This window comes from Xanthobacter sp. AM11 (genome assembly GCF_047444035.1).
Lineage (GTDB): Bacteria > Pseudomonadota > Alphaproteobacteria > Rhizobiales > Xanthobacteraceae > Xanthobacter.
The window spans coordinates 150,722-168,166 of record NZ_JBLAOA010000001.1 but is presented as its reverse complement, the minus strand read 5'-3'; the positions used below and the strand labels follow the sequence as shown (position 1 = coordinate 168,166).

The 17,445-nt window shown below is 64.6% G+C and carries 13 protein-coding genes, 1 tRNA gene and 1 pseudogene; 11 read left to right on the top strand and 4 right to left on the bottom strand.

Annotation, left to right across the window (positions count from 1 at the left end; all coding sequences use genetic code 11):
- Positions 1–74: 74 nt before the first annotated feature.
- The 8 genes from ACI7BZ_RS00775 (at position 75) to ACI7BZ_RS00740 (ending at position 10,381) form a co-directional block, all read left to right on the top strand.
- Positions 75–1,076 carry a DUF7064 domain-containing protein gene (locus ACI7BZ_RS00775; RefSeq protein ID WP_414115309.1) on the top strand — a complete coding sequence of 334 codons (1,002 nt, stop codon included), beginning with the start codon at positions 75–77 and terminating at the stop codon, positions 1,074–1,076.
- Between the two features lie 3 nt (positions 1,077–1,079).
- Positions 1,080–1,790: an HAD family hydrolase gene (locus tag ACI7BZ_RS00770; protein WP_414115308.1), complete on the top strand. Its 711-nt coding sequence runs from the start codon at positions 1,080–1,082 to the stop codon at positions 1,788–1,790.
- Between the two features lie 87 nt (positions 1,791–1,877).
- Positions 1,878–2,294 carry a PEP-utilizing enzyme gene (locus ACI7BZ_RS00765; protein ID WP_414115307.1) on the top strand — a complete coding sequence of 139 codons (417 nt, stop codon included), beginning with the start codon at positions 1,878–1,880 and terminating at the stop codon, positions 2,292–2,294.
- Position 2,295: 1 nt separating this feature from the next.
- The gene (locus ACI7BZ_RS00760) at positions 2,296–3,729 is read left to right on the top strand and encodes a hypothetical protein (protein WP_414115306.1); all 1,434 of its coding nucleotides are present in this window, start codon (positions 2,296–2,298) and stop codon (positions 3,727–3,729) included.
- 3 nt (positions 3,730–3,732) lie between these two features.
- The gene (locus ACI7BZ_RS00755) at positions 3,733–4,347 is read left to right on the top strand and encodes a hypothetical protein (protein WP_414115305.1); all 615 of its coding nucleotides are present in this window, start codon (positions 3,733–3,735) and stop codon (positions 4,345–4,347) included.
- A 9-nt stretch (positions 4,348–4,356) separates the two neighbouring features.
- Positions 4,357–6,843, top strand: coding sequence for a pyruvate, phosphate dikinase (locus tag ACI7BZ_RS00750; RefSeq protein ID WP_414115304.1), 2,487 nt, complete (start codon positions 4,357–4,359; stop codon positions 6,841–6,843).
- 82 nt (positions 6,844–6,925) lie between these two features.
- On the top strand, positions 6,926–9,100 hold the full coding sequence (locus tag ACI7BZ_RS00745) for a helix-turn-helix domain-containing protein (protein WP_414115303.1): 2,175 nt from the start codon (positions 6,926–6,928) through the stop codon (positions 9,098–9,100).
- Between the two features lie 354 nt (positions 9,101–9,454).
- A complete protein-coding gene (locus tag ACI7BZ_RS00740; protein ID WP_414115302.1) occupies positions 9,455–10,381 on the top strand; it encodes a transporter in 927 nt (308 codons plus the stop codon).
- A 495-nt stretch (positions 10,382–10,876) separates the two neighbouring features.
- On the opposite strand, the gene ACI7BZ_RS00735 is transcribed toward ACI7BZ_RS00740, so the two are convergent.
- Positions 10,877–12,094, bottom strand: a complete 1,218-nt coding sequence (locus ACI7BZ_RS00735) for an IS91 family transposase (RefSeq protein ID WP_414115301.1) — start codon at positions 12,092–12,094, stop codon at positions 10,877–10,879.
- 13 nt (positions 12,095–12,107) lie between these two features.
- Complete coding sequence (locus ACI7BZ_RS00730; protein WP_414115300.1) at positions 12,108–12,929, bottom strand: tyrosine-type recombinase/integrase; 822 nt, start codon at positions 12,927–12,929, stop codon at positions 12,108–12,110.
- 229 nt (positions 12,930–13,158) lie between these two features.
- On the opposite strand from ACI7BZ_RS00730, the pseudogene ACI7BZ_RS00725 reads away from it, so the two are divergent.
- Both ACI7BZ_RS00725 and ACI7BZ_RS00720 read left to right on the top strand, forming a co-directional pair.
- Positions 13,159–13,991, top strand: a pseudogene (locus ACI7BZ_RS00725) (IS5 family transposase).
- 37 nt (positions 13,992–14,028) lie between these two features.
- Complete coding sequence (locus tag ACI7BZ_RS00720; RefSeq protein WP_414115299.1) at positions 14,029–15,153, top strand: IS4 family transposase; 1,125 nt, start codon at positions 14,029–14,031, stop codon at positions 15,151–15,153.
- Positions 15,154–15,195: 42 nt separating this feature from the next.
- Here ACI7BZ_RS00720 and ACI7BZ_RS00715 read toward each other — a convergent pair whose 3' ends face one another.
- Both ACI7BZ_RS00715 and ACI7BZ_RS00710 read right to left on the bottom strand, forming a co-directional pair.
- On the bottom strand, positions 15,196–15,840 hold the full coding sequence (locus ACI7BZ_RS00715; RefSeq protein WP_414115298.1) for a DUF6538 domain-containing protein: 645 nt from the start codon (positions 15,838–15,840) through the stop codon (positions 15,196–15,198).
- Positions 15,841–15,929: 89 nt separating this feature from the next.
- Positions 15,930–16,004 (bottom strand) — tRNA-Thr (locus tag ACI7BZ_RS00710).
- 265 nt (positions 16,005–16,269) lie between these two features.
- Between ACI7BZ_RS00710 and ACI7BZ_RS00705 the strand changes: the two genes are divergently transcribed.
- Complete coding sequence (locus tag ACI7BZ_RS00705) at positions 16,270–17,436, top strand: ABC transporter ATP-binding protein (RefSeq protein ID WP_414115297.1); 1,167 nt, start codon at positions 16,270–16,272, stop codon at positions 17,434–17,436.
- Positions 17,437–17,445 lie beyond the last annotated feature (9 nt).

Genomic DNA, 17,445 nt, shown 5'->3' with positions numbered 1-17,445 from the left:
CGCCCCGGCCCCGCGCGGACATGATCTGAGGCCAGGACCGACTGCGGCCATGGCTTCTCATTGAAGCTCAGAGGATGATGGAAATGATCCAGGATTGCGACGCCGAATTCCACGCGCCGGACAAGGACAAATTGAATTGGGCCGAGACCAATTTCTTCGGCTTCTACAACGCCGAAGAAAAGCTGAACGTGGGCGTCTATGCCCTGTTCCGCACCAACCTACGCACAGTCAACTCCACCATCTGCATGAACTCAGGTTTCGCCGCAGCACCCTGGCAGGCCGACTATGTGGACTATCAGTCGGTGATCCCCATGCCCGAGGGCTGCAGCCTGCTGGACTACACGCTCGCGAACGGCCTCAGTGTGCGGTGTGTCGAGCCCAACATGGTGTGGGAGATCCGTTTCGACGACGGTGAAGGCACCGCCATCGACGTCACCTACCGCTCCCTCATGCCGGCCTTCGACATCCATGACCCGCAGATGGATCCGATGGTTGGTGCCCATGCCGGCAAGTTCGCCTGGGGCACGGCATATAACGGCCATTTCGATCAGACCGGACACTTTGTGGGGACGGTGACCCTGCGCGGCAAGCGGATTCCCATCGATTGCATTTCCACCATGGACCACAGCTGGGGACCGCGGCCGGAGCGCGGCGCGCCCAACATGAGCTGGCTGCACGCTCACTTCTCCAAGGACCTCGCCGTCCATGCCATTTTCAGCTTCGACCCCGAGCAGAACGCGCGCGACCTCTCGCTGACCCACGGCTATGTCGTGGAGCGCGGCGAAGTGTTCGGCCTCAAGGCCGGGCATGGCCACACGGTCCGGCTCCGCGACCGCTTCGCGGATCAGGTGGAGCTGGAGCTGACAGACCGCACCGGGCGCGTGTGGAAGCTCGCCGCCAAGGGCCTGACTACGTTCCCGTGGCAATGCTGGGCCAACATGGTGGCCTTCAATGTCCTCGCCCGCTGGGAAATGGACGGCCAGACCGGCTACGGAGAGATCCAGGACTTCTTCGAGCTACCGCAGCTCACCCGCCTGAATGCCCAGGACGCGACGCGCGTCGTCGCGGCGGCCTGAGCGATGGCGCCCCTTCGCGCAGTCCTCTTCGACCTCGACGGAACGCTCGTGCAGGCGCGTGACAGCACGTGGCGGTTGTTTGAGCGCACCAACCGGGCTTTCGACCTGGGCATCGATACGCCCGAGGCGTATTTCGATCTCTTCCGCGACAACATGTTCGAGGCGTTGCCTCGGATCTACGGCGAGGCCAGGGCGGAAGCGGTCATCGCGCACTTCCTGGAGCTGATGCGACAGGAATACGCGCCGCCGCTGGTGCCCGGCATGGTGGACGTGGTGCGCGCCCTGTCCAGCGAATGCGTGCTCGGGATCGTGTCCAGCAACGCGGTATCCGCCATCCGCCGCATCGTGGTGGATGCCGGGATCGGCAATTGCATCGCGCATATCTTCGGTGGCGATGTCATTCCGGACAAGCGCGTGGCCATCCGCCAGTTCCTTGAGGAACCGAGCTACGCCACTCTGCGCCGCTGCTCGAACGCCTATGAGGAGGTGCCACCGGTGCCCTTCGCTCCGGGCGAGGTTGCCCTGGTCACGGACACGGTGGGCGACGTGCGCCAGGCCCGCGACTGTGGCATCCACACCATCGGCGTCACCTGGGGCCTGCATGAGCCGGGGCGGCTGGAAGACGCGGGCGCCGACTTCGTTGCCCAGTGGCCCATGGAGATCGTGTCGTGGGTCCGCAGGCCGATGGCCAAGCTTGTGCCGCAGGGAGGCTGAGAGCATCGAAGGGCACGGGAAATTCGAATTCCGGCCCTCAGGGTTCAACAAAAAACAAAAATCATCAAAAATCACAGGAGGAAGAAAATGAATATTATTGCCCAAGGATTCAACAGTTTCGAGACGAAAAAGGCACCGGAGGGGGAGATCATCTATCTGCCCACGCCGCAGTCGGTCATCAAGCTGATCCAGAGCGGCAAGCTCAAGCAGCATATCCTGCTGGTACAGGGCGGGACGACAACTTTCCTTTCCCCGGCCCTGTCCATGGGCGCGCTCGGCGTGATCACGCTTTCGGGCGCGCCGGAATCCCATCTCGGCATCCTGTCGCGGGAATTCCAGATGCCGTGCGTGATGACCACTTATCTGGTGGATGCCGACACGCGCTACGTCACCGGCGGCGACAATACCCTGCACTTCAACGCCATGATCGAGAAGCTCCAGGGCAAGCGCGTCAGGCTTGACTGCAGCGACAGTGAGCACGGCAAGGTTCTGGAGGTGGCTTGAAATGAACGAGATCGCGAAAATCGGCACCAGCACCTACAAGCAGCGCTACCAGGACGGCGACAACGGCCTGAGGTTCCAGGACCTCGTCTACCACGGCAACTTCAAGGGCATGGAGCCGGTGCGTGACGGCGTCATCGGCGACCGGGTCATGCGCAGCCGGGCCAAGTCCAAGGTTCTGGAGCGCGTCACCCGCGAGGATGTGCTCAAGGACCAGTTCACCCTCGACGAGTTGAACGACCTCAACAACTATCTCGCCTGGAACATCTGGGACGTGCTGGTGATGCGCGCCACGGAAGGCGTGTCGGGTATGATCCCGCGCCAGGAATACGAAATCCTCGCTTTCATGAACGAGTTCTACCGGTGGCCTGAAATCCTGCGCATGACTACGCGCGAGATCGGAGCCGAAGGCGTCATTCAGATCGGCGCGACGGCGCGGCGCGAAGTGGGCATCAAGGTCAATGCGGTGCATGACTGGTGCATCGGCGCGGTGGGCTTCGGCATGGGCCGTTGCGGCCTGCTGGCCCTCGAGGCCATCAAGCCGCACGACTATGTGGAGGAAAGCAACGAAATCCTGAAGTTCATGCAACGCGTGCTCTGGGGCAAGCGCCAGGACGGCTATATCCTGAACTCGCAGGACCGCTATCGCTGCGCGATCCACGATCAGGACGTGATCGATTCCCTCGTGACCCAGATCGAATGGTTCGAGCCCGGCAGCGACGCGCACGAAAACTTCACCCGCTTCAATGCCTCGGCCGAACTGCTCGCGTTCCTCGACCATTTCGACAACCGGCTCGGCCTCGGCGACACCGGCCCCTACGAACTGCCGGACGGCAAGCTTCTCATCATCCGCGACCTGTTCACCAACGAGGAGGCCTACCACTGGAGCGACGTGTGTGACGCGGCCGGCGTGCCCCATTGCTACACGCTGCTGCTGGTGCTCGACGCCGAGGCGATGAAGCTGGAGGAGATCCGCGTCAACGACATCTCGACCATCTTCACCCGGCCGAAGAACTACATCGAGCACATCGTCGGCGGCGCCGTGCTGGTGCGCGAGACCTGGAATACGCCCATGTCGGAGGTGTATCCGGTCAAGATCGCCGATCTCGCGCCCCGCGTGGAAGGCATCCAGCAGGCGACGCTCGGCCTCTACACCAAGCTGTCGCGCATGTCGCGTCGCCAGCTCATCACCAACGGAATGTACACCTATTACATCGACATGATCCTTCCGCACCTGCGGCTGGCCGGTACCTATGAGAAGGCGTGCAAGGACTACGATTTCTGGGAAATCGACCAGCGCGTCGCCAACTATTATTACGAGATCAACAAGAGAGGATTCGCGCAGACGGTGGTACCGCAAAAGATATTCTCGGGCGAGGGCTACCTTCCCTTCCCCGAGGGGACGGATCTTGGTCGCTCCAAGTATTTCTGGGGCTGAGCCATGCCCGCCCCCGCCGATGCCATCGCCGCCGAGGCCCGCCGCGACCTGATCGACGACGCGAGCTTCGAGGTACTGAACGCCATCTATCTCCACAAGATGGCGACGCCCGTGCACATTGCCGATGTGACGGGCCTGCCGCTCGACCAGGTGTCGGCGGTGCTCACGGACCAGGCGGACGCCACCGCGGTCCTCGACCTCGAAGGCGCCTTCCTCCTCATGGAGGAAGGTACCGCCCGTGTCCTCGCTTTCTACAGGGACCGCTACGCGCCCCTGCGTTCGGATGGCGAGATCATCGGCTGGTACGAGAAGTTCGAGACCGGGCTCAACCGACAGTTCATCAAGGCCGTGAGCGACTGGCAGACATCCGACGGTGATGCCCGTGCCCAGGACAAGATGGCCCGGCTCGTGGAGCGCATGATCCGCCACCTCGAGGCCGCCATCCCCAAGGTGCCGCGCTATGGCCGCTACGCGCACCGGTTCGAGCGCGCCATGGCACGGGCCGACCGGGGCGAGACGGACTTCGTCTGCAAGCCCACGGTCGATTCCATGCACAACATCTGGTTCGAGTTCCACGAGGACATCCTCGCGGTGGTCGGTCGTCCGCGGGACGTGTGAAAGATCGGGATGTTCGAGATGGATATGATGGCTCCTCCCTTCGTGTACGACATCCGCGTCCTCGACCCACAGGACGGATACCTGTTCGGCGGCAAGGCCACGGGCCTGTCCCGCATGGCCAGTGCCGGCATCCCGGTTCCACCGGCTTTCGCCATCAGTACTGACGCGTTCCGCGCGTTCCAGGCCGGCGGGCGGCAATTGCCCGCCGGCCTGCGGGACGAGGTGGACGTGGCCGTGGCTCGCCTCGGCGAACAGGTCGGGCGGATATTCTCCGGCGGCGACATCGCCGATCCGCTTCTGGTTTCGGTCCGCTCCGGCGCTCAGGTCAGCATGCCGGGAATGATGGATACGGTGCTGAACCTCGGCCTTGATGCGCGCGGGGCGGCATCCATGATCGCGCGCGGGCACGGCCGGCACTTCGTCATCGACAGCTGGATGCGCTTCTGGAAGATGTACGTGGAAATCGTGCTCGGGCTCGACGCCGAGGACTTTCTGCACGCCTTGTCCGCGGCGCGGACGGCGGCGGAAGCCGAGGGTGGCGATCTCAAGGCGCTGGAAGCGGCGATCGTTGCTTATATCGAGGACGAAGGCGAGGAGGCGCCCACCAGCCCGCGCGACCAGTTGGACCGCGCCATAGCCGCCGTCTTCTCATCGTGGAACAGTCCGCGCGCCAAGGCCTACCGGGAGCATCAGGGCATCTCCCATGATCTCGGCACCGCGGTCACCGTCCAGGCCATGGTGTTCGGAAACGCCGACGACAGGTCCGGCTCGGGCGTCGCCTTCTCGCGTGATCCCAACACCGGCGCACCAGTGCTCTATGGTGAATACCTGCCCGGCCGGCAGGGCGAGGACATTGTCGCCGGCACCGCGACACCGGTCGACCTTTCGTCGCAGTCGGGCGGGCATGGCGATCTGTGCGCGGCACTCGAGGAGCATTCCCGGGTGTTGGAGGTCCTTTATCGCGACGCGGTGGATATCGAGTTCACCGTGGAGAGCGGACGGCTCTATCTGCTGCAGGTTCGCCCTGCCAAGCGCACCGCCGCGGCCGCCGTCCGGATCGCCGCCGACCTCGCGGCTGAAGGCGTCCTGACGAGCGAGGAAGCATTGGAGCGTGTCTCCGCCGAACAGATCAAGCGGCTGTTGCGTCCCGTCTTCGATCCCCGGCAGGTGGCCGGCGCGCAGACCATCGCCACTGGCGTCGGCTCATCGCCCGGACAGGCGAGCGGCATCGCCATCCTGGATTCGGACCGTGCCGCCGAGTGCGCCGCCGCGGGTGATCCGGTCATCCTGGTGCGGCCCACCACCAGCCCGCTGGACATCCGCGGCATGATCGCGGCGGCGGGCATTCTCACCGCGAAAGGGGGCGCCCTCAGCCACGCGGCGGTCGTATCCCGTGCCCTGGATCGGCCCTGCGTGGTCGGGTGCGAGGTGCTTGATCTCGATCTCGACGCGCGCACCTTCAGCGTGGGTGGCCGCGTGTGGCAGGAGGGCGACGCCATTGCCATCGACGGCGCGTCCGGTCGCGTCTACGATGGGCAGATTGATCTGGTCGAACCGGAAGGCCAGTTCTGCGGCCTGACGCAATTGCTCGAAACGGCGGACCGCCTCTCCGGGGCGTCGGTCTGGACGACGGCGCGCCCAGTTTCCGGCGCAACGCCGGCGGGTATCGCTGTCGTCAACATGGCGGACGTGGCCATCGCAGAAGGCGTCGTCGAACGCTTCGCCGATGGCATGGCAAATCTGGCGCGCGAACCGGAAACTGCAGCCGCCGTGCTGAGCGAAGCCGCCGCGGTCGTGGGCGCCGCCGTGCTCGACGCGGTCATGGGTCTGCCGGTCCACGTCCGGCTGCCCCAGCCAGGTTCGCGGCGCGCGCGCTTCGTGGTGCCGGACTGGCTGGAACTGGACCAGCGCCTGTTCCTGCCCCTCGGTAACACCGCTTACCAGAACGCCATCTTCACCGGCTTGGCTCGCAGCGCCGAAGGGCGCGGCCCGCTCACGGTCCTGCTGGGCGGCGTCACGGACGCGGCCGAATGGACCCGCCACCAGCGTGACCTGGCCGCCTTCCCTCAGTTGGAGGCCGGCGTGGTGATCCAGAACGTGGCCGGGCTGGAGGCAGTCCCCGCCATGCTGGCACAGGTCGACGGGTGGATCTGGATCGACCTCGACGAGGTGATCGACTCCGCCCATGGCTTCCTGCCGAAGGCGTATGCGTCGGCGGCAGTGCTCAATGAATATGTCGCGCAGGGCAAGCTTGGCTCGCATCCGCGCAAGGTACTCAAGCCGTTCCTCGCGGCCCTGTTCGAGCAGGCGGCTGCGCAGGGAAGCGAGCGTGTCGGGGTCCTGTGCCCAGCCGATTGCAACGGCACGCTCCTGGAATGGCTGCACGCCCACGGCTTCCGCCTCTTCAGTGTCCCACCCGAACAGCGGGACCTCACCCGTGCCCTTCTCGGAAAGGCGGCGGGGCGTCGGGTCCATGCTAGAGTGGGCTCGACATGACATGGGAGGCAGCCGGACATTGGGTCGAAGAGAAGGCCATGGATCACCTGCGGTCGGCCAGTCCGCGGACGTTGCTCGGACGGTGTCGCAGCTGCGACCTGCCGGTGCGAGGAGCGGCTGCATCGAGACGCTGGCGGCCTTCGTCGCCGGCTTGCCGGCGGCGGCGAACGATGGAAACCCGCGTGTCTTCTCCGAGGCCGAGAGCTGCTTTGCGGACTTGACCTCCGGGACCGCCGAGATCGTCGTCAATTCCGCCGGCCTGTGGCGGCGGTGGCAGCAACTCGATGTGCCGGAGGAGGACCCCGGTCCGCATGTCCTGTCCCTGGCCGAGGCGTTTCCGGGGCGTGTGGCATTTCCAATCCGGACCGGGACGATCGCGGTCCTGCTCGACGACGACGGCGGTCCGGCCCTGAAGGATGCCCTCAGCCTTCTGGCCGGCTGCGTCGCCCTGGCGCTCGACGTGGGGACAGGGCGCACCACGGTTGCGCGCAGTGTCAGCGAACTGGACGTGATGCGGGCGGTCGCGGCGCGCATCCTCGAAACGCGCGATCTCGATGAGATCCTGCTCCTGGTCAGCCACGAGGCCAAGCGCCTGCTCGATGCCGACATCTGCGGCGTCATGCTCTGCGAAGGCGACCAGGTCGTGATGAAAAGCTGCGTCGGGCATATCTCGCCCACCATGCCGCGGCTGCGCATGCAATCAGGCGTCGGCGTGGCGGGGCAGGTGCTGGCCACCGGCGAGCCCTGCATGGTGCGCAACTACGTCGAGAGCGACATCATCACCCGCGATTTCGTGCCGCTCGCGCGGGTGGAGAAGGTGCGCTCGGCCCTCGCCGTGCCCATCCTTTCCCGCGATTCCATCATCGGTGTGTTGGAGGTGTGGCGTCGACGCCCTTCGGTGTTCAATGCCGGAGACACGCCCCTTCTTCTGGCCCTCGCGGGGCTCGCGTCCATCGCCATCGACAACGCGCTGCTGCTGCGCGCCCATGCCGAGGCTGCCGAACGCCTGTCCATCGCCTATGGCGAACTGACAGAACGTTACAGCGTCATCACCAGCGCCGCGAGCTTCCAGGAGCAGATCGCCGGCCTGATGCTGGTCGACCATTCCCTGCCCAAGATCCTCGATCTCACGGCGGAATTCACGGACGCGACGATCCTGTTCTTCGATGCCGACCGGCACCTCGAATGCGCGATGCCCGTCGCCGAGCGTCCCGGCGAGGATCAGATCACGGTCCTCACAGGCCTGCTATCCAAGGCCAAGCGGGTCGGGGATGCCCCGTTCAGCGCGCCGTTCGAAGGACGGTTGGCCCATGTGCTTCCGGTCACGTCCGGGGTGGAGACGCTGGGCTGGCTGGTGTGGCTCGGTCAGGTCCAGCCGGGGGAGCGTGTGCGGCTTGCGCTTCGGCATGTGTCGCTGGCGGCGGGGCTCTATTGTTTCGAGCGGCGTAGAATTGCGCGCGAGCGCTTGGGCACGCTCGAAAGCGTCATGTGGAGCCTGCTGGAAGGCGAACTGGTCGACCGGACCGTAGCCCACGATCGGGCGCGGGAACTGCGCGTCCACATCCGGGATTCGGTTTTCGTGGCGGTGATCGCACTGCCCCCGAACGCGACCGCCCATTCGGCAGACCTTGACCCCATCAGGCACGAACGGATCCTTGCCGCCACCGAGCAATACGGCCTCGGGGCGCTGGTGCTCATGGCTGGCATCCGCGGCAACCAGTTGTGCCTCATCTGCAAGGGCAATCCGGATGCCGCCCGGAGCGCAGCCCTGAACGGCCTGCTCGATCGCCTGAAGGCCGAGCTGCGGGTGCCTGCCATCCCGATGGGTCTCAGCGGTCTCCACAGCGACTGGCGCTCCCTGCCCGCCGCGTTCCGCGAGGCGCTGGTCGCGCTGGAGGTAGCGCGGCATCGGCGCAGCAATCCCGTCGCCCGCTATGGCGATATCGGCATCATGGGGCTGCTGGTCAATCTGCGAGGCAAGGCGGACATGCGCCGTGTCGGCGAGGAAATCCTCGGGGGCCTGCTGTCGGAACCGGAACCCAGCCGCGGTGTGCTGCTGGAGACGCTGAAGGCCTTCTTTGACTGCGACTGCTCGCAGATCTCCACGGCCGCCCGGCTGCACGTGCATAATAAAACCGTTGCCTATCGCCTTGAAAAGGTCGGCAGCCTTACCGGGCTAAACCTCGCGCGTCACCAGGATCGCGTGCTTGCGGACATCGGTATCCGCCTCATGACGCTCCTTGATGACGGTGCGTGAGCTCGATCCCGCGCGACGACCATCCGGTTTCTTGACCGCCATACCACACGTGCTCGCCTGATGACGTCGAGCTGTGCGCCGGATCGGAAAGCACGTCAGGGTGCTTTCGAGTGAAGTGGATACCGGTTCGCTTGAAGAAAACGCGTCAACACAAGAATGCGGAGCGATTCCGGTGGGCCGGGGCGAGCGGAAAGCACGCCAAAGCTAACCTGCGGCGTGCATTTTTATCTGGTGCGGTGATGGTCCCTCCCGCCTGTTTCCTCAATCCTTCCAGCTCCGTCGACGTGGCTCAACGTCTTCACGGGATAACAAAACAAGGCACGCACCAGCAGTTGCCTTTTGGGGAGGAAGAAGATGGCGATGGAAAGATCGGCAAATTGCGCCACCGGTTCTGTCTGGGCGTCGGGCATAAGGGCGATCTGCCTGATCGTCGCGCTTGTTCTCTCGCAGCACGGCACGGCCTTCGCGCTCGATTCGGACGCTGATGACTACAGCGCCGGCGCGTTGCCTGCCGGCACCAATCTCGCCGCCGCCTATTATCAGTTCGCAACCCGCGACACGCTCTATGCCAACGGCAATGCGGTCGCCGGCGGCAACCTCGATTCAAGCGTCGGTATCCTGCGCTATGCCCGCTTCATCGAGATCGGGGGCTTTCTGGCCGATCCCCAGTTCCTCCTGCCTTTCGGCCACCTCTACGGCACGGACAGCATGAGTGGATTGGGCTCTTCGGCAGGCATCGGCGACCTCATCCTCGCCTCGACGGTGTGGCTCTATCGCAATATTGAAAGCGGATACTATTTCGGCGTGACGCCGATCGTCTACATCCCGACCGGCGATTATAACCCGCGCAACAAGATCAATCTCGGTGAAAACCGGTGGAAGGGCGGCCTCCAGGCGGGTTATGTGATGCCCATCTTCACCAAGGATCTCACGCTTCAGCTCACCGCGGACGTGACCTTCTACGGCGACAACACCAACTATGGATTATACGGGCAGACCCTGAGCCAGGCGCCGATGGGCCAATTCCAAGCGTGGCTGAAATACAATGTCACGAAGGATTTCGACGTTCGCTTTGGAGCCAGCTACTTCATTGGTGGTGAGACCAAAGTCGACGGAATCAGCAACAATGACGAGACGCGAACGGCTAATATACGCGCCGGATTCGCCTATAATTTTGCGCCAAGTTGGAATATTATGGCAGTTTATGGGCGCGACGTGGCCGTCGAGAATGGCTTCAGTGAAGGAAATCGTGTCAATTTGCGCATGTATACGCTGTTCTGAACGGGAAGCGCGCCGAACCCTATAAATGCTCCCTGGGTCGAAAGTCGTATCCGGGGAGCCTATTCCATTTGACCTAGGCGAACGAGATGCGGCGCATGGCCGAATGTCCGCTCCCGGGCAACACGCCAATGCCCGCTTCTGTGAAGGGTTTCGGATGCCGGCCCGATCACGACGGTGGGGCTGGTCACGGGGCCGGCGTCGGAAAGCCTCCAGGGGAGGAAACCGCGGTCCGACGTGCGCGACGGTCGAGGTCGTCGCGGTGCTATGGGGATTTTGGGTCTGGGCTGGGGGCTGTGTGGTCTTGCTGGTGACGGTTGCCAGAACACCTGACAGTCCGGAACAGTGCCGTGGGGCTGCCAGCACCCGTTGATGCGTGTGCGGCCGGGTTCCATGACGAGACTGAGCGCGGGATGGTCGGCGCGAGGACGAAGCTATCCTTTGCGTCTACGACGCGGCCTGCCGGATGCAGTTGGAGTTCGAGAGAGGTGGCGCCGCTCATGAGGTGTCGATCCTGATGGAGGCGGCGGGCCAGGTCTTCGGCGCCGAGCCCCGGGCGAAGGTCTCGATGATGGTCATGATGCCGGCGCAGCACGGGCAGCGCAGCGTGGCCTCTGGTCGTATCGTTTCGGCAGGCGTGGCTCCCTCCGGCGAGGCGCGCATCTGCTGGTCTACGAGCAGCGCGCGGACCCTCTCGATGTTGGCGGCGCGCACCGCGCTCGCAAACAGGCCGTAGTGCCGGATGCGGTGGAAGCCGTCGGGCAGGACATGGAGCAGGAAGCGGCGGATGAACTCGTCCGCCGGCAGGGTCATGGTCTTGATCCAGCCATTGCCGACGGCCTTGGCCCGGGCGCGATAATCCTTCCAGCGGAAGGTGACGCCGCGGTTGTCCATGGAGAGGAGCCGGCTGTTGGAGATCGCCACGCGGTGGGTGTAGCGCGACAGATAGGCCAGCACCGCTGCAGGTCCGGCGAAGGGACGCTTGGCATAGACCACCCACTCGGCCCGGCGCAGGGATGCCAGCATCGCCTCGAAGGCAGGCGTATCCACCAGGGGGGCGAGATCACCGAAGAAGGCCAGCCGGCCGGTGGCGTGGAGCGCACGCAGACCGTCGAGGAAGAGCCGCCGGAACAGGCGCGACAGCACCCGCACCGGCAGGAAGAACCGGACCCGGCCGGCGATCCAGCGGGAGCCGTCGGTCGAAAGCCCCCCGCCGGGCACCACGGCATGGATGTGGGGATGATGGGTGAGCGCCGATCCCCAGGTGTGGAGCACGGCGGTGATGCCGATGCGGGCGCCGAGATGCCTCGGATCGGCGGCGATGGTGGTGAGCGTCTCGGCCGAGGCCTTGAACAAGAGGTCGTAGACCGCCGCCTTGTTCTGGTAGGCGATGGTGTCGATTGCGGCCGGCAGAGTGAAGACGAGATGATAATAGGGCACGGGCAGAAGCTCGGCCTGACGGGCCGCGAGCCAGTCCCGGGCCGTGGCCCCCTGGCACTTGGGGCAGTGCCGGTTGCGGCAGGAGTTGTAGGCGATCTCCACATGGGCACAGTCGGCGCAGCGCGACACATGCCCGCCGAGCACCACCGTGCGGCAGGACCGGATCGCCCACATCACCTTCAACTGGCCGCGGCTGAGATGCCCGGCGTGCGCCCTCTCATAGGCATCGCCATGGGCGTTCAGGATATCCGCGACCTCCAGCGCAGGCCGCGCCATGGACCGGTACGGACTACAGAGGTGGTGGCGTCAGCAAAGAGAGCGGGCTCTCCACCTCGCGTAGGGCCTTCAGCGCGACGCGGGTATAGACGGCCGTGGTGTCGAGCTTCCTGTGGCCGAGCAGCACCTGGATGACGCGGATATCGGTCTTGCGCTCCAGCAGGTGGGTGGCGAAGCTGTGCCGCAGGGTGTGCATGGAGACGCGCTTGTCGAGCCGGGCGGCGGAGGCCGCCGTCCTGCAGGCCCGGTCGAGCTGGCGGGTGGTGATGGGCTGGCCGGGATCGCGGCCGGGGAACAGCCAACCCTGCGGCCGGCGCTCCTTCCACCAGCGGCGCAGCAGGTCGAGCAGATCGGGCGCGAGCCTCACGTAGCGGTCCTTGCGGCCCTTGCCCTGCTCGACGCGGATCAGCATCCGCGCGCTGTCGATATCGGCAACCTTGAGGTGGGCCACCTCCGACACCCGCAGGCCGCAGCCATAGGCGATGCTCAGCGCAGCGCGATACTTGAGGTTCGGCGCATGGGCGAGCAGCAGCGCCACCTCCTCGGTGCTGAGCACCACGGGCAGGCGCTCAGGGCTGGGGATCCGCGCCATCCGGTCGCCGAAGCCGGCCCGGCCCAGCGTGATGTGGAAGAAGAAGCGCAGCGCCGTGCAGGCAAGGTTCATGCGGGCATAGCTGGCGCCAAGACCGGCCAGATGCAGCTGGTAGCGCCGCAGGTCCTCCGGCTCGGCCTGGTCCGGCGCACGGCCGAGGAAGGCAGTGAACTCGGCGACCTGGCGGACATAATCGCGCTGGGTGTGCTCGCCGAACCGGCGGATGGTCATGTCCTCGATCATCCGCTGCCGCAGCGGGCTGACGGCCGGCCGCGTGCTGGTGGGTGCTCAGAAGCGTCCATGGGCCTCGCCTGTCCGAAGAAACCCCGTGATGGTCCGCCCGCCTATGCCGGGCGCCACATGGAAAGTACCCAACCGCCCGTCATGCAGGGCGCCTACCGCGGCAGCGGTTTAGGCTCTAAACCCAACGCTCTAAGTGTGATTCAATTGGCTCATTGGAGGATGATTCGCCATGAGCCGGTTGTTCTGGTTGAATGAAGAGCAGTGGGCCAAGATCGAGCCGCTTCTGCCGCACTACGGCAGTCCGCCCCGCGTCGATGACCGGCGCATCCTGTCCGGCATCATCCATGTGCTGCGCTGCGGCTGCCGGTGGTGCGACTGCCCTTCCGACTACGGCCCATACACAACCGTATACAACCGCTTCAACCGCTGGTCCCGCAAGGGGATCTGGCAGAGGATCTACGCCGCGATCACCGGCGATGCGCGGACACCCCGCCAGCTTCTGGCCGACAGCACCCATGTGAAGGCGCACCGCTCGGCGGCCGGCGCCGAAAAAGGGGGGACCAACGTCAGGCGATTGGTCGCTCCCGCGGCGGTCGAACGACTAGAGACTGATTCACCGATCAGGTTGAATCAGTCTCTAAATTATTGATAGAGAACGTTTTACCGCTCAGCTTGCGATGCAAGCTGAGCGGAACGTGCTCTAAGATCCATGCCCTGAGCGACGGCAAGGGCCGCCCCCTCGTCCTTGCGCTCACGCCCGGCCAGGCCGCCGACATCAAGATGCTGCCGGTGATGCTCGACGCCGCGCCCCCGGCCCGCGAGCTTCTCGCCGACACCGCCTACGACAGCGACACGGTGCGAGACGATCTGGCCGGGCGGAACATGCGTGTGGTCATTCCCAACAATCCCACGCGCAAGTATCTCCACCCATTTGACAAAAGGCGCTACAAAAAGCGCAACGCCATCGAGCGCATGTTCTGCCGCCTCAAGGACTTCAGGCGCATCGCCACACGATACGCACAGTACACGACGATTCTTGGTAGGGCCTTGATCGATCAGTAGGATTTCCGATTCGGCGGAGAGCGGATCGGGATTTTGCATGAGAAGAGACATCATCGCCGCTTTGAGGCATTGCCTGGACAAGCACTTGTCGATGCGCAAGAGCCGGCTTGAGAGCTTCTGCGTCCTTGTCGTCGGCGTTCTGCTGTCGCGCACCGTCAATCTAAGTCACCTTGCCGGGATGTTCCCGACGCGGGCGGAGATTGCTTCAAACTATCGCCGCCTCCAGCGTTTCTTCGAGCAGGTCGAGCTGGATAGCGATCAACTGGCCCGCGTCGTGGTGAGGATCGCACGGATCGGATCGGGGCCCTGGCTTCTTGCCCTCGACCGCACCAGTTGGAAGTTCGGGCGACGCGACGTCAACGTCCTGATGCTCGCCATCGTCCATAACGGCATCGCCATCCCGCTCATGTGGGACGTGCTCGACAGAGCCGGCAACTCGACCACGGCCCATCGCGAAGCCCTGCTGTCCCGCTTTTGCAATGTCTTCGGTGCCGAGGCTGTAGCCGGATTGATCGCTGATCGGGAATTCGTCGGCACGGCCTGGATGGCCTTTCTGGTCGAGAACAACATCCCGTTCATCCTGCGCATCAAGGACGCCTTCCAGATCCGTCTGGCTGATGGCCGCTGCTGCCCGGTCGTTTCCTTGTTCCGGAAGCTCGCCATCGGCGGACGCCGCTACGTGCGCGAAGATTGCCGCCTCGGTTCACGCGGCAGCGCTCTCGGGCCGCCCGTAAAGCTCGCGGCGACACGACTGGCCAGTAAGGAACTGCTCGTTGTGGCAACCAACACCGATCCCGGGATCGCCCTGGCCAACTATCGGCGGCGCTGGGAAATCGAAACCCTGTTCGCGGCCAGCAAGACGCGCGGTCTCAACCTCGAGGACACTCACATCACCAACCCGGAGCGGATCGCCAAGCTCATCGCCGTGCTGGCCGTCGCCTTCACCTTCGCTCATACAACTGGGGAATGGAGCGCCAGACATCGACCAATTATCATCAAGACCCACAAGCGCAAGGCAAAGTCGATTTTCCGCGTCGGCTTCGATCTGCTGAGAAAAATCCTGATCCAAGGAGGACGCGAAGCCGTTCAATGCTGGAACGCCATCATGACAGGGCAACCTCCAAATCCACAAGGCCCCAGAGCAGGCCCACATCCAGCATGAAAGAGTCGTGTACTGTGCACGCTACGACAAGCTCGCGCGGAACTATCTCGCTTCCTTGTGCCTCGCCGCTCTCGTCTCATGCTGGCTACGTTGAGTCTCGACCCTAGAGACACCCATGAACAGTGGGTCACGGACGCGCCCTTCCTTTAGTTCTGCCCGATCCGCATCTCTCGCGTAGTGCTCAAGCAAGGCACGTTGCAGGGCTTCCGTGGCGCGCAGGATGTCACGCCCGTCCGCGAGACGCAGCCTTCTCTCCTGGGCTGCCGCCTTGGCAAGGCTCTGCAGGCCGGCGTCTTCGATGCCTTGCGCAATGGCTGCGGCCTGATCGTCTGCTGCATCTCGCCGAGCGTCCCGTTCCTCCTGAGAGAAGGGCACCGGCGGCGTCTGGCGCTCCAAACTGTAGAGATAGGACCTGGCCAACTGATGGAGATCGGCATCCGAGACGCCCGCAGGCTCGTGATGCCCCATGCCGCTGTCGACGCCGGTGAGCTTGGCCCGGGCCTCGACGAATAGCGCGTCTGCTTTCACCGACTCGATGTGCGAAAGGCGGACTGCCTCACGGTGGCTGATGGTGCCCAGGCTCTTCCAGATTTCCCGCTTGCCGATGATCGGCCGGAGTTCCTCCGGCACATACGCTCGAAAGGTCCACCGACCGCCGCGGCAAAACAGCCTCTGAGGCTTGCTCATTTCGTCTCCGACTGTAGCAGGAGACTGTAGCAACCGCCGTTTCAAGCCTTTGATCTTGCCCATCGTTTTGGGATTTCAATGGGTTGGAATGGTGCTGCGAGAGAGGATTGAACTCTCGACCTCTCCCTTACCAAGGGAGTGCTCTACCACTGAGCTACCGCAGCGTGCCATCGGGACGGCGGACAGGGGCGCGTCCCGAGTGGCGACGGGTGCATGACCGTCGTCATGGGGCCTCCTCTGCCATATGCGGGGAGCGGGTGCAAGGGGGGGAGGCGCCGCGAAGGGCTTTTCGGGGCGCTACGCACAGGTGCCTGCGCCCGCTGCTTTCCGGCTGGGCAGCCGCAGCCCCATATTTGCCCGTGCACACGGCTTGAGCGTTTCCTGTTCCGGGGCTAGCTTCATCAGAACGAGGCCAGTTCGGGGGACGTGATGGCTGCGGAGAAGGCGCGCAAGGAAACCATCGGCGCTGTCCGGCGCACATTTGCTCCCTGGGCCGACCCCACGAAGACCCCCTTGATCCGGTTCGAGAATGTGGTGAAGCGCTTCGGCGACTTCACCGCCGTGGACCATGTGAGCCTCGACATCTACGAGCGGGAATTCTTTGCCCTGCTCGGCCCCTCCGGCTGCGGCAAGACCACCCTCATGCGCATGCTGGCGGGCTTCGAGGAGCCCAGCGAAGGCCGTGTCATCCTCGCTGGCCAGGACCTAGCCGGCGTGCCGCCCTACCGGCGGCCGGTGAACATGATGTTCCAATCCTACGCCTTGTTCCCGCACATGAATGTGGCCGACAACATCGCCTTCGGCCTCAAGCAGGACAAGATGGCCAAGGGCGAGATCAGCGCCCGGGTGGAGGAGATGCTGAAGCTGGTCAAGCTGGAGAGCTTCGCCAAGCGCAAGCCGCACCAGCTCTCCGGCGGCCAGCGCCAGCGCGTGGCCCTCGCCCGGTCCCTGGCCAAGCGCCCCAAGCTGCTGCTGCTGGACGAGCCGCTGGGCGCGCTGGACAAGAAGCTGCGCGAGGAAACCCAGTTCGAGCTGATGGACCTGCAGATGGACCTCGGCATGACCTTCCTGATCGTGACCCACGACCAGGAAGAGGCCATGACGGTGGCGGACCGCATCGCGGTGATGAACCAAGGCGTGCTGGTGCAGGTGGCGCCCCCGTCGGAGATCTATGAGCAGCCGGCCACCCGCTATGTGGCGGACTTCATCGGCGAGGTGAATCTCATCGAGGGCACGGTGACGGCCGCCGGCGCCGAGGAGACGCGCCTCGTGTCGCCGGTCACCCCCTGCCAGCTGGTGGTTGCCCAGGGGCTCGACGCCAAGGCCGGGGACAAGGCCTGCATCGCCATCCGCCCCGAGAAGCTGCGCATCTCCCTCGATCGCCCCGCCGACATGGCGGAAAACTGCTTCGAGGGCGAGATCTGGGACATCGGCTATCTGGGCGACCTCTCCATCTATCATGTGGAGCTCGCCTGCGGGCAGCGAATCAAGGTGTCCCAGCCGAACCTGTCGCGCCTCGTGGCGCGGCCCATCTCCTGGGACGACAAGGTGTGGGTGACGTTCGCGCCCCATGCCGGCGTCCTTCTGACCCGCTGAGGAGCGCGC